Source organism: Streptomyces eurythermus (assembly GCF_014649115.1).
Taxonomy (GTDB): Bacteria; Actinomycetota; Actinomycetes; order Streptomycetales; family Streptomycetaceae; genus Streptomyces; species Streptomyces eurythermus.
On the sequence record NZ_BMSK01000029.1, the window covers coordinates 22,677 to 34,770 of the forward strand.

A 12,094-nucleotide genomic window follows, 5' to 3' on the forward strand; every position below is an offset into this window, starting at 1 on the left:
AGGGACCATCCCCGCGGGCGCGGGGAGCAGACTGAATGACCTGCGGTTTTACGGGTGCTGGGGACGATTTCCGAGTACTTTCTCCGACTCCGGCAAATGAGACAAAAGCTTTCTGATAGGCATCAGCCTCTCCCGAAGCGTCGTCGTTTGGCGGCCCTGCTCCAGCCGGATGGTGGCCCGGTTCGGGGAGCCTGGCCGGTGGGGGGTGCGTTGGGGTCGGGGCGGCGGATCAGGGTGATGCCCTCGTGGTCGGCCGGATGCCAGGCGTGGTCGTGTGTGCGGAAGGTGAAGCCCTGCTCGTTGTTCGTGGTGTGGGCCAGCAGGGCGCGGCCTTGTCCCGCGTACTGCTGGATTTCTGCCCAGAGCACGTCGCGGATGCGGGCTGAGGGGTTGCCCACGAACACGCCGGCGGAGATTTCCAGCATCCAGCGTGTGAGGAAGCCGCGTAGTCCGGCGGGGCAGTTGGTGAGGACGATGACGGTCACCAGAGTTCGTCCCCGTAGTCGGGCCCGTCGTAGTTGACGCCGGAGGCGACCTGGTGGTCGTGGTCGCTCTGGAGCGTGACGACGTCCCGGTCGTCACCGGGATCCGAGGTTGTGGGCGTCTGCGGTAGCAGGAGGCGTTTGATGTCGTCGACGCACCGGTTCAGCAAGGATGTCTCGGTGACGCGGTCCCGCAGTGCACGGCGGGTGCGGGAGCCGACGTCCTCCTCGCCCTGTGCGGCCACGTCGAAGGCGACCGGGATGCCGATGTCCGTCTTGTAGAGGTCGGCGATGTCCAGGACGAAGGACAGTTCGTGGCCGGAGTGGACGAAACCGAGAGCCGGGCTGCATCCCAGGGAGGTGACGACGGCATGGGCGATGCCGTACATGCACTGGGCGGCGGCGGTGATGGCCTGGTTGACGGCGTCTCCGCCGGCGAAGTCGCCGGGGGTGTAGCGGCGGCCCCGCCAGGGGACGCCGGTGCGGGCGGCCTGGGCCCGGTAGCAGTCCTTGAGCCGTCGGCCCTCGCGGCCGAGGAGTTCGTGACGGGTGAGGCCGGCCGGGTCCTCGTTAGGGAAACGCAGCCGGTACATCTCGCGTGCCACGGCGAGGCGGCTGCGGGGGTTGGCCCACTGCCGGGCCTGGGCTTCCATGAGGGCGGAGGAGCGGCTGAGGGCGCGGCCGGAGGCGTAGTAGCGCACGCCGTGTTCGCCGACCCAGCAGACTGCCGCGCCGGTCTCGCCGAGCACGCTCATGGCCTGGTGGGTGACGCGTGTGCCGGGGCCGAGGAGGAGGGTGTTGATGGTGGCCGAGGGGATGTGGGTGGTGCCTTCGGCGTCCTGGGCGGTGATGGCGTTGGCGTCGCGGTGGACCGTGCAGCGTTCCAGGTAGACGAAGGAGAGGCGTTCGTCGGTGCGGGTGAGCTGGCGGGGAGTGAGTGCCGGGCGCTGGGAGGGTGTGCTCATGGCGTTTTCGGGGTGGGCGGGGTGAGGGGGGCGAGGGTGAGGAGGCCGCAGCCGTAGGCGCGGGCCCGGCCGACGCCCTGGGTGAGGGTGCGGCGCAGGGCGTCGGGGTCGGTGATCTCCAGGCGTCCTTCGAAGGTGGCGGTGACGACGGTGACCGGCTTGTCCCGGCGGCCGCCCGGGCTGCGGGTCTTGTCGAAGGCGAGGGACCGTGTGTCCCGTATGGCCAGTTCGTAGCGGTCGCCGGGGTGGGGGCGTTTTTGGTGGGTGGTGCCCTCGGGCAGGAGCCGGCGGTCGGCCGGTTTCTCGCAGACGCGGAAGCCGAGGCGTTGTTGGCGTTTTTCGTCGAGCAGCCAGCCCATCTGGTGGATGGGGGTGAGATGGGCGGTGATCTTGCGGGGTTCGCCTTCTTTGCGGCGGATGGTGTGTACGGGGTTCGCGGTCAGGCGGAATGCCCAGCGGTCACCGGCGGTCAGCCGGTCAAGGAGGGGGGCGTAGGGACGGGTCTGCCAGCCGGGGTTGTCGGGGCCAGCGGCGGCGGGCCATCCGGCCTGCTCGACCAGGTGGGTCAGGTCGGGGCGCTCGGGGCTGACGATGTACAGCAGTACCTCGGCGCGGGCCTGCTGGTCCAGGCGCCACAGCACGCGCGGTGCGCCGGGCTGCGGGGTGTCGGAGGGCAGGATGTGCGGGAAGGACGACATGACGGCCGCGTGCATGGCCTGGGGTGAGGACAGCAGGCGGCGGGCGCCGGGCCGCGCGGTGTTGACGCGGAAGCGGGTGATGAACATCAGGCGCTGTCATCCTCCAGGACATCGAGGGCGGCGAACGGATCATGCACATCCCGCGGGCCGCCGCCGGCCGGGGCGGGGGTGGGCACGGGGGTGGTGGCGATGGTGCGCAGTGTGTGCCGCCGGTGTGCGGTGTCGAAGCTGACCGGCTGGTCGCGCAGGACGTCCGCCGCTGCGACGGATTCGCCGGGGGCCATCTCGCGCAGCACGGTCAGGGTGCGCGGGGTGGGGTGGCGCCTGCGGTACCAGGCGGATGCCTGCCAGGGCATACGGGCCAGGACGTCCTCCAGGCTGGCGTCCTCATGCAGTCCGAGGCCGACCGGTTCGGTGGGCGGGCAGGAACGCCGTCCGAGGTAGGGCGGGTACGCCGGGGTGCGCAGAGCGTCGTTCAGGCCGGTGAGCAGGGCGTGGTCGCCTTCGAGTGCGGCGACGAAGACGGCGTCGGCGAGGTAGAACCGTTCGGACAGGGGCATGGACGCGCCGGTGACGCCGTGGTGGGCGGTGTGGAAGTCGCGGATGCGGGTGCCGGGCTGGTCGACGCGGACGCCGAAGCGGAGCGCCGCCAGGCGGGCGAGGCGCGTGTCGTCGCCGCGTTCGATGCCGGCGGCCGCGGCGAGCAGGCCGACGACGCCGCTCTTGGTCGGGGCCGATTCGGTGGTGCGGCGGGTGAAGCGGGAGGCGGCGCCCCAGGACTGCAGGGGGCCCGCCAGGCGGAGGGCGAGGACACCCGTGCCGCTCATGCGGGCTTCTCCAGGCGCTCGGCGACGGCCCGGCCGACGGCGGCGGCGAGTTCACGCTGCGTGCCGGCCTCGGTGCCGAGCTCGGCGAGCTTGAGCGTGGCGGGGCCGACACGCAGGACCCAGGTGAGGGTGGTCTCCGGGTCGCCGTAGGCACGCTCGACGTCGGCGGCGTAGACGGCGAGCCGGTCGGCGGCCTCGCGCAGGTGGCCGCCGTCGCTGCGGACCGGGTCCTCGAAGGCGGCGACATAGCTGATCGGCCGGGTGGTGCGCAGCCTGACGACGACGGCGTCGGGCTGGGTGTGGTGCCCGAAGGTGTTGATCTTCCCGGTGGGCAGGGAGGAGACGAAGGCGAGCACGAACGCCTCGACGGCGCGGCGTACCGGCTCGGTGCGCGGTTCGTCGTCGCGCAGGCCCTGGCCGAGGTTGGCGGCGAGCTGATGCACGCCAAGGGCGGCGTAGCGGTAGAGGGTCGCGGAGTTGAAGTCGACGGTGCCGATCATCCCGGCGCCGGTCTCCTCGTCCGTGTTCTCGTCGTCGACGGCGGTGTAGTAGTCGGACTCGTTGTCCACCCGGTGGACGCTCAGGGCGTGCGCGACCTGCACGGCGGCGTCGACGTTGATGTCGGCGACGTCGGCGACCATGCGGCCGAACAGGGCGATGTCCACGGAGTGGCGCATGTCCGCGAGTTCCTTGGCCCGCGCCTTGTTCTCCTTGGTCTTCAAAAAGGCCGTGATGTCGTCGGCGCCTTCGAGGGCGTGGCGGGCCAGGCCGTCGAGTTGCCGGGAGCTGAGGAAGACCAGGTACTTGCTCTCGGGCGCGGGGGCGGGGCCTGCGTCCTTCTTCGCCTGGTCGGCTTTCCGCTTGGGGACTTCGGTCTTGATGCCCGCGGCCTTGATGATCTCGTCGGCGAGCGTGAGCGCCGTCTCCCGTGCGACGGACGGGTCGAGGCCGGTGATCCGGTCGGCCAGGAGTTCCACGACCTTCTTGGTCCGCACCCCCAGCTCGGCGGGGTCGAGGAGGTGCTCGTCCTTGAAGTAGGTGCGGATGGCCCGCTTCCAGGCCTGGCTGGAGACACGGGCACGGGGGACGCCGCCGTAGACGGCCGTCTTGGGCGCGCCCGTGTCGTCCCGGTTGAGGTTGCTGGGCGGGACGGTCTGCAGGGCGTGTACGTCCAGGAAGATACGGTTCACAAGGCGTCCTTATTCGCTGTCCAAGGTGGTGTTCTCGTCCGAGGCCGGCCGGGTCTGCCGCTGCTCGTGGAAGGAGCGGCCCCACGCGCGGCGGACGGTGGCGGGCCCGTCGGGCCACTGCCAGAGGTAGAGCTGGCCGGCCAGGAGGGCGTAGTCGAGCGGGATGTCGTCGCGGCGCAGCAGGGCGACGATGTCGCGCAGCCGCTGGGCGAGCGTGACGAGGTCGGGAGCGGTGCCCGCCCGGACCAGACGCTTGCGGGCGGGCTCGTCGGTGCCGTCGGCCGGCATCAGGCGCCGGACCGCCGCGCCCAGGCCGCCGGGCCGTTCCCGGGTGTGCCGGCGGTGCATGGGCGCGGTGCGGGACTGCTGGTGGAACGCCCACAGAGTGCAGGCGGCGTGCAGCGCGTTCTCGGCGTACACCAGCTCCGGCTCGCTCAACGGCCGCGTGTTGTCGGGCCGGGTGTGCAGCGGATCGGTGTCGATCAGGCCCCACAGGTCGGGCGTCTGGCCCGCCTCACGGCCCGCACCGCGGCGCAGGCGGGCCAGGGCGGCCACCGCCTGGGGCCTGTCCTGGAGGTATCCCTGCTGCCAGGGGCCGATGTGCGCGGCGGCGAGGTCCGCGACCCGCCGGTGAACCGGGACCACGACAGGCGCAGTCACGGGGGAAAGGGGCGTTGTCATGCGTGCGCCTCCGGGTCGGTCGCGGCGTGATCGGTTTCCGGCAGACGGGCGGGTCCCGGCCGGGATGGACCGTCGTCGTCCGGGGCGGCGGTACTTCCGCCGGGGCCCGCGGAGTCCGGAGCGTCGGGGTCCCCGAGCGCTCGGGCCAGGCGTCCGCGGAACCACACGTCGGCCAGGCCCGCGTTCAGCCAGTAGGTGCCACCCTTGTCGCCGGTGTGGAGCCGCCCCTGCCAGGCCGCGTCGCCCGCGCCTGCGATCAGGCGGTCCCCGAGACGGCCCACCGTCTGCCGCACCAGGCGCTGCCAGGTAGCGCGGTGCTCGAACGGGTCGTCAACTTCCCCGAGTTCGGACAGCCAGCGGCGGTACGGGTGGTCCAGGACGTCGAACCCTTCGGCACGGGCCGCGGCCTTCGGTCCTTCCTGCTCGGCCCCGACGGCTCGGGCCAGGTCGGCCGCGAGGTCCCCCAGGGCCCGCACCGCCCGGTCGGCGTCCTCGGCCGCAGCGATGGCCTGCCGGGCGTAGGTGGGGTCCTGTTCGTGGAGCAGGACGACCGGCATGACCAAGCGGTCGTCGACGACCTCGTCGATCACGGACTGCTGGGTCCCGTACCTGACCCCGGCCACCCGGGCCCGGACCAGGAAACGGCGGGGCAGGTGGCCTTCGGACACCACACGGGCAACCCAGTCCAGGATCCGCGGCCGCAGACGCGCCGGTGCGCCGGCGCCGCCGGTGTCCTCGAGCCGGTCGGCGAGGAGTGCGGCGATCCCCCGCCAGGCCGAGCGGGCCGGGTCATGCTCCAGGGGCAGGTACACGGGCGACTGCCCCAGCTTCTTCTCCTGCACAGGGCTGCGCCGCCACGCGGTCATCGGCTCACAGCGGTGCATGTTCCGCCAGGCGAGCGGGTCACCGTAGCCCAGGACGACACCGTGGACGCCGCCCGCGTCGTGATGTAGCCGCACCCGGCGCGACTGCCAGGTGTACAGGTCGCGAAGCCCGCTCGCCCCGCGGCTGTCGGATCCCGGCCCGCACGGCTCACGGCGCCAGGCCGGCCGGTCACCGTCAGAGAAGTCGAGGGCTTCGGTGTCCGCCGCCACCAAGTTGAGCAGCAGCGTCTCGCGCAGCGTCGCGCCCTCCACGAAGACGCCGCCGAGCCCGCCCGCCCAGCCGGTACCGAGCGGATACACCTTGCTCTTATTGACCCGGTCGTCGCCCACCATGCCGGTCTTGATCCCGGAGGTGTCGTAGGCGTGGACGTGCACGACCCAGCGCGCGGCCTCGGCGAAGGAGAGCCGCTCGACGTCCGGCATCCGCGCGGTGAAGAACGGCTCCCCGGCAGGCACATCGGCCACGATCCGGTTCAGGGAGAACACCTCGTCCCTCCCGGTACGCAGCCCGGCACTCTGCAGAAACGGCGTACGCGGGTGCAGCAGGTCGAACCGCTCACGGTGCTCCTCCAGGTACGCCTGGACGGGGGCGAAGCAGTCGGGCTCCTCCCACAGCTCCGCCCACTCCTCGATGCCGGCCGGCCCGTCCAGAGCATCGTGCGCGACGGCCAGCAGGAGCCGGATGAGGGCGAATTCCTGAGTCGCCAGGCCGCCCACGACCCGTCGCAGATCACCGGCGCGGTCGAAGACCTGGCACAGCGATAACTCCTGCTGGGAACCGTCGCTGTGCAGCACCGGGATCCACGGCCGGCGGGTCAGGTCGAAGGACGGCGCCTCACCCGCACCACCGGTGCCGGCGCCGGCACCGGCACCGGGTAATTCAGTCGTCTGCATCCTGGGTCACCTTCAGACCGTCGTCAGGGCTGTACTGGAGCGAGAATCCTGCCAGCCGGGTCTGACAATCCTCGTCGAGAGCGAGAATCAGCTGGTCGGAGAGCCAAGGGCTGTCCTTGCCCTGCCAGTTGGGCATGTACAGCTGCTCCAGTTCCTGGATGGCCCGGTCCATGGTCTCGCCGGAGAACTGCATCGGGAGCCGCAGGGCGCAGCTCGCGGCCGTACGGGCCGCGAACCGCGTCGGTGTGGCGTCCTGCGGCAGGGCGAGGCCGGCGCGTTGCCGGTTCTTGCTGTCCGGCTTGAGCCACGGCAGGGTGACGAGACTTCCATCACCGCGGCGCTGGACGACGACGACTTCCAGGCTGTCGCGGCTGTCGCGGACCTGAGCCCGCCCGGTGGGGGTGTCGTCCGTGTCCCCCACCCCGGCGGCGACCCAGCCGAACAGCGGACGCCCCGGTTTGCCGACGCCCCCGAGACGGAACACGGCGGCACGCGCGGCCTGGTCATCGCGGTGACGCTCGAACTGCTCGCGTGCCCTCTTCAGCGCGTCCTGCCAGTGCTCCGGCCCGACCGGTGCCTCTGCGTATGCGCTCTGTACGAGAGGGCTGATGTCCGCCGGGAGCCGCACCGGCCGCCCGGACCCGCCGTCCAGGTGCGGGAGGAGTACTGCGGCCGATCGCAGCAGGGTGTACTGCCCGTACACGGCGACCGAGCCCCGCACCGGGGCGGGCACGTCCGCCGTCCAGTCGGCTCCCGTCACCAGGCAGCGCGCCGTCCGCAGCCGCTCGGGGCGCTCTCCTTGCCCCGGGCCGCGCTGGTGGCGGTGCAGGCGCCCCATGCGCTGCAGCAGCAGGTCGACGGGGCACAGGTCGCTGACCAGCAGGTCGAAATCGACGTCCAAGGACTGCTCGGCGACCTGGCTGGCCACCACGATGTGCCGGCCCGTGGGCCTGTCACCGGTCTTCTCCGGCGGCCCGAACAGGCGCAGCAGCGTGGTGTCCTTGTCGGCCCGGTCGAGGTCGACGAAGCAGGAGTGGGCCACGGTCACGCTCTCGGCCCCGAACCTGTCACGCAGCGCACCAGCCGTCTCCAGCACCCGTCTGACCGTGTTGCGGATCACCAGGGCGCACCCGCCGTCGGCCAGTTCGCTCTCCAGCCGGTCACCGAGGGCATCCAGGCCGTCGTCGAGGCGCTCCAAGCACACGGCCGTCGACCGGGCCGACGCCTGCGGGCGGCGGCACAGTGGGGTACCGCCCGGAGCGACGGCGGTCAGCAGCGGATAGGCGTCCGGTGCGGCTGTGCCCGGTTCGGCATCGGCCCGGCCGGAGTACGCCTCGACGAGTTCACGTCGGCGGGAGGCAGGCAGGGTCGCGGACAGCACCACCACCGGCACCCGGTAGGCACCCAGCCAGGTCAGCACCCGGTCCAGGTACACGCTCATGTACGTGTCATAGGCGTGCGCCTCGTCGATGACGACGACCTTCCCCGCCACGGCCAGGTGCCGCAGCGCCAGGTGCCGGCTCTTCAGCCCGGCGAACAGCAACTGGTCGATGGTGCCCGCGACGAACGAGGCCAGCATGGCCTTCTTGTGGCCGCGCAGCCAGGCATGCGCCACGAGTTCGGCAGCCGCGCGGTGCTGCTCGTCGTGCCGCTGCCGGGTTGCGGGAGGCGCTTCGTCCACGCCGACAGCGGTGACCCGCCCGGCACGGGCCATCAGGCCGGCGAAGTCCTCGTTGAGAGCGGCCTTGGAATGCGCCAGATGCACCGAGCGGCGCTCACCGGCCACCCCCGGCAACCGCTCCAGCCAGCCCAGCAGGCGCGGGAACATGGCGTTGCCGGTGGCCATGGTCGGCAGGGCGAAGAACACCCCTCCCGCGCCCGAACGCGCCGCGAAGATCTCGGCCACGGCGAGCGCCGCCTCCGTCTTCCCCTCCCCCATCGGCGCCTCGACGATCATCAGCCCGGGAGCCTCCATCTCCCGGGCCAGGTCCACGGCAGCTTCCTGGACCGGTCGTATCCGCGCTCCCGCCGGCAGTTCGAACCGGGAGGCGAACAACTCCTGCGCGCTCTGGGCTGTTTCCTCGGCCCGCCAGGCTTCCGGCAGGTCCAAGCCCTGCCAGGCCGCGGCAAGACGCTCTTCGTCACTGCGGGACGCGCCGTCGGGGAAGTACGGGAAGAGGTCGGGGTTGCTGGCGATCCAGTCGGAGACGATAACCAGCGCGGTGAGCAGCACCTGCACTGGCTGCGGCAGCTTCACCGCCCGCCAGGCCGTCAGCCGTTGTGCCACACCGAAACGCTCGGCGCAGGCGTCGAGCAACTCGGTCTGCACCTGCCGCCACACGCGGCCGCTCACACCAGGAGTGCGCAGCAACTCCTCACGCTCGTACAGGGCCGTGATCTGGGCGTGTTCGGGCGGCACCCCGTGATGTCCGCCCACGGCCACCGTGAACTGCCCGATCCGGGAAGGCGTCCACCCGTGCCGCTCCTCCAGCCACTCCCCCAGCAACACCTGCCCCGCCAGTCCGTGGGGCGCGATCCGGCGGTCCGGGCCCATCGCCTTCGCCGAACGCATCTCCAGCCCATGCCCACGCATCGCATCGGCAAGCTGATCCACCTGGCACGCGAACGCCGGCGTGGCCTTGCCGATGTCATGCACACCAGCAAGCCACACGGCCAGGGCACGGGCATCCGCATCACCCCGCGGCAACGCCCCGGCCACCAGCGCGCGCACCCCCACCGGCAGCCACCGGTCCCACAACAGGCCCGCCACCGCTGCGGCATCCTCCATGTGCCGCCACAACGGCAACCACCCATCCGTGTCCCGGTCATACTTCGCCCACACCGACCGGGCCGGTCCCCCGAGCCGGCCCAACAGGCCGGAACGAGCACTCCCCTCATCGCTCATGAGCGATAGATACAGGCAGCGACCACCACCTCACACCAAAACCAGCCAACAGAAGCGTCTGCAGGGAAACAGCCGCCCCCATCACGTAGGATCATCGGCTCGCCCTGATCCAGCGAGAACCACCCGCCAGACCGAATACCTCCAATGCCCCATTGGCCGGAATCCGCGATAGTTACCGAAAACGTCTCCTTGCGGCAATAAACCCGCAGGTCAGCAAGTCTGCTCCCCGCACCCGCGGGGATGGTCCCCAGGATCTACTGCGACAGATAGCTCGGCAGAGCTGCTCCCCGCACCCGCGGGGATGGTCCCCCAAACTTCCCGCTCATCGACAGCGAGAAGTGCTGCTCCCCGCACCCGCGGGGATGGTCCCGGCCTCGATGCGCTCGCGTAGGTGGTTCTCCTGCTCCCCGCACCCGCGGGGATGGTCCCGAGGCGGGAAGGGTCTGAAACGGGGACACGGTCTGCTCCCCGCACCCGCGGGGATGGTCCCCCGCACATCGCCTTCAAGGGCACCGTGGCCGACTGCTCCCCGCACCCGCGGGGATGGTCCCTGTCGCCAGCTGATACGCCCTCACCGCTCTCCCTGCTCCCCGCACCCGCGGGGATGGTCCCGCAGTGCACCGGTACAAGATCTGGAACGGGGCCTGCTCCCCGCACCCGCGGGGATGGTCCCACCAGCACGCTCGCCAACGACGGGTCGATCACCTGCTCCCCGCACCCGCGGGGATGGTCCCGTTCCCGAAGGAGGTAACTACGCCCAGTTCGACTGCTCCCCGCACCCGCGGGGATGGTCCCGGCGTCGTCTCCGTGGTCACGGACGCCCAGGACTGCTCCCCGCACCCGCGGGGATGGTCCCCCGCCGAGGATCCGCCGCTTGTCCTTCTTCCCCTGCTCCCCGCACCCGCGGGGATGGTCCCGGGCCTTGGTGCGCGGGCCCACGACGACGCGCCTGCTCCCCGCACCCGCGGGGATGGTCCCCCCCTTGAGCGCGGTGGTGGCCGCGAAGCCACACTGCTCCCCGCACCCGCGGGGATGATCCCCCGACACGAGCGGCCCCTGGTGCCAACCGCTGCTCCCCGCACCCGCGGGGATGGTCCCTGCCGGGATGAACCACGCGCTGACGGATGACCCTGCTCCCCGCACCCGCGGGGATGGTCCCCCGTTGGTGTTACCGACGACGATCTGGGCGACCTGCTCCCCGCACCCGCGGGGATGGTCCCCAGTCCAGGCCGTCCTTGATGTGACCGACCGTCTGCTCCCCGCACCCGCGGGGATGGTCCCCGTACGACAAGCCGCGGCGCCGCCGCACGGCGCTGCTCCCCGCACCCGCGGGGATGGTCCCGCCTCGAAGGTAGGGCGACTCTGATGAAGTGTCTGCTCCCCGCACCCGCGGGGATGGTCCCTGAGCATGCAGCACACACCCACTGGCTTTCTACTGCTCCCCGCACCCGCGGGGATGGTCCCCGCACCGGCGCCGCCAGCCCGAACGGCCACTCCTGCTCCCCGCACCCGCGGGGATGGTCCCTACAAGCCGATCTACAGCGACCCCCGCGGCATCTGCTCCCCGCACCCGCGGGGATGGTCCCTGCCGGGACGGCAGACCTCTCGCTGCCCTGGACTGCTCCCCGCACCCGCGGGGATGGTCCCGCGCGGTCGAGGGGCGCGTCGGGGGTGTCCTGCTGCTCCCCGCACCCGCGGGGATGGTCCCGCCTGGGACCCCACGGAGAACTCCGTCGCCCACTGCTCCCCGCACCCGCGGGGATGGTCCCCACGGGTCGTTGTCGCGTGAGGGGGTCTGGTTCTGCTCCCCGCACCCGCGGGGATGGTCCCCGGATGTGGGCGGCTGTCCGGGACGTGCCCGCCTGCTCCCCGCACCCGCGGGGATGGTCCCTTGGCCTTGATGGTGTCCGCGTTCAGTCCGATCTGCTCCCCGCACCCGCGGGGATGGTCCCCCGCTCTCCCCCGCGCCGGCCGTGGACGTACTCTGCTCCCCGCACCCGCGGGGATGGTCCCACGAGGCGACCCGGCGAGCCCTGCTGCGGAGGCTGCTCCCCGCACCCGCGGGGATGGTCCCTAACCCGGCGCCGGTGGCGGAGACCACGGCGGCTGCTCCCCGCACCCGCGGGGATGGTCCCGCCCGGTGACCCGCGCGTTCTACAGCGACGCCCTGCTCCCCGCACCCGCGGGGTTGGTCCCCGCCGGTCGCGCATGATCGCGTGGCCGTGCCGCTGCTCCCCGCACCCCGGGGTTGGTCCCGCCGCCGCCGTCGGCGAGCCGTGCCGACGGTGCGGCTGCTCCCCGCACCCGCGAGGTTGGTCCCGCCACGCCGTACGTGGCCGCTCACCTCGATCCCTGCTCCCCGCACCCGCGGGGTTGGTCCCGTCGACCTCCTCGGCGCGCACGGGCCCGGCCTCTGCTCCCCGCACCCGCGGGGTTGGTCCCGCGAACAGGGACACGCCGAGGGCGGACAGGAACTGCTCCCCGCACCCGCAGGGATGGTCCCGAAACACGAAGCACAGCTTGCGCGAGAAATACCTGCTCCCCGCACCCGCAGGGATGGTCCCTCGG

At 72.0% G+C, this 12,094-nt stretch carries 8 protein-coding genes and 3 CRISPR repeat arrays (2 of these 11 only partly in view); all 8 genes read right to left on the bottom strand.

What is annotated here, in order from left to right; all coding sequences use genetic code 11:
- Nucleotides 1-30: a CRISPR direct-repeat array (repeat unit 29 nt; unit sequence GGGACCATCCCCGCGGGCGCGGGGAGCAG); it begins 2,866 nt to the left of the window's first position.
- A gap of 92 nt (nucleotides 31-122) precedes the next feature.
- The 8 genes from cas2e to cas3 are packed head-to-tail and all read right to left on the bottom strand — an operon-like array spanning nucleotide 123 to nucleotide 9,409.
- Nucleotides 123-485: a type I-E CRISPR-associated endoribonuclease Cas2e gene (cas2e, locus tag IE251_RS36715; RefSeq protein ID WP_189757275.1), complete on the bottom strand. Its 363-nt coding sequence runs from the start codon at nucleotides 483-485 to the stop codon at nucleotides 123-125.
- The gene (cas1e, locus tag IE251_RS36720) at nucleotides 482-1,447 is read right to left on the bottom strand and encodes a type I-E CRISPR-associated endonuclease Cas1e (protein WP_189757276.1); all 966 of its coding nucleotides are present in this window, start codon (nucleotides 1,445-1,447) and stop codon (nucleotides 482-484) included. The genes cas2e and cas1e overlap by 4 nt, the downstream gene beginning before the upstream one ends.
- Nucleotides 1,444-2,232, bottom strand: coding sequence for a type I-E CRISPR-associated protein Cas6/Cse3/CasE (gene cas6e / locus IE251_RS36725; protein ID WP_189757277.1), 789 nt, complete (start codon nucleotides 2,230-2,232; stop codon nucleotides 1,444-1,446). Before cas6e ends, cas1e begins: the two co-directional genes overlap by 4 nt.
- Nucleotides 2,232-2,972: a type I-E CRISPR-associated protein Cas5/CasD gene (cas5e, locus tag IE251_RS36730; RefSeq protein ID WP_189757278.1), complete on the bottom strand. Its 741-nt coding sequence runs from the start codon at nucleotides 2,970-2,972 to the stop codon at nucleotides 2,232-2,234. Before cas5e ends, cas6e begins: the two co-directional genes overlap by 1 nt.
- Complete coding sequence (cas7e, locus tag IE251_RS36735) at nucleotides 2,969-4,162, bottom strand: type I-E CRISPR-associated protein Cas7/Cse4/CasC (protein ID WP_189757279.1); 1,194 nt, start codon at nucleotides 4,160-4,162, stop codon at nucleotides 2,969-2,971. The genes cas5e and cas7e overlap by 4 nt, the downstream gene beginning before the upstream one ends.
- A 9-nt stretch (nucleotides 4,163-4,171) precedes the next feature.
- Entirely contained in the window at nucleotides 4,172-4,843 is a 672-nt protein-coding gene (gene casB, locus IE251_RS36740) for a type I-E CRISPR-associated protein Cse2/CasB (RefSeq protein ID WP_189757280.1), read from the bottom strand.
- The gene (gene casA / locus IE251_RS36745; protein ID WP_189757281.1) at nucleotides 4,840-6,621 is read right to left on the bottom strand and encodes a type I-E CRISPR-associated protein Cse1/CasA; all 1,782 of its coding nucleotides are present in this window, start codon (nucleotides 6,619-6,621) and stop codon (nucleotides 4,840-4,842) included. The genes casB and casA overlap by 4 nt, the downstream gene beginning before the upstream one ends.
- Nucleotides 6,608-9,409 carry a CRISPR-associated helicase Cas3' gene (gene cas3 / locus IE251_RS36750; RefSeq protein ID WP_229897089.1) on the bottom strand — a complete coding sequence of 934 codons (2,802 nt, stop codon included), beginning with the start codon at nucleotides 9,407-9,409 and terminating at the stop codon, nucleotides 6,608-6,610. Before cas3 ends, casA begins: the two co-directional genes overlap by 14 nt.
- Nucleotides 9,410-9,745: 336 nt before the next feature.
- A CRISPR array of direct repeats spans nucleotides 9,746-11,723; the repeat unit is 29 nt; unit sequence CTGCTCCCCGCACCCGCGGGGATGGTCCC.
- A 94-nt stretch (nucleotides 11,724-11,817) separates the two neighbouring features.
- A CRISPR array of direct repeats spans nucleotides 11,818-12,094; the repeat unit is 29 nt; it runs 180 nt beyond the window's last position.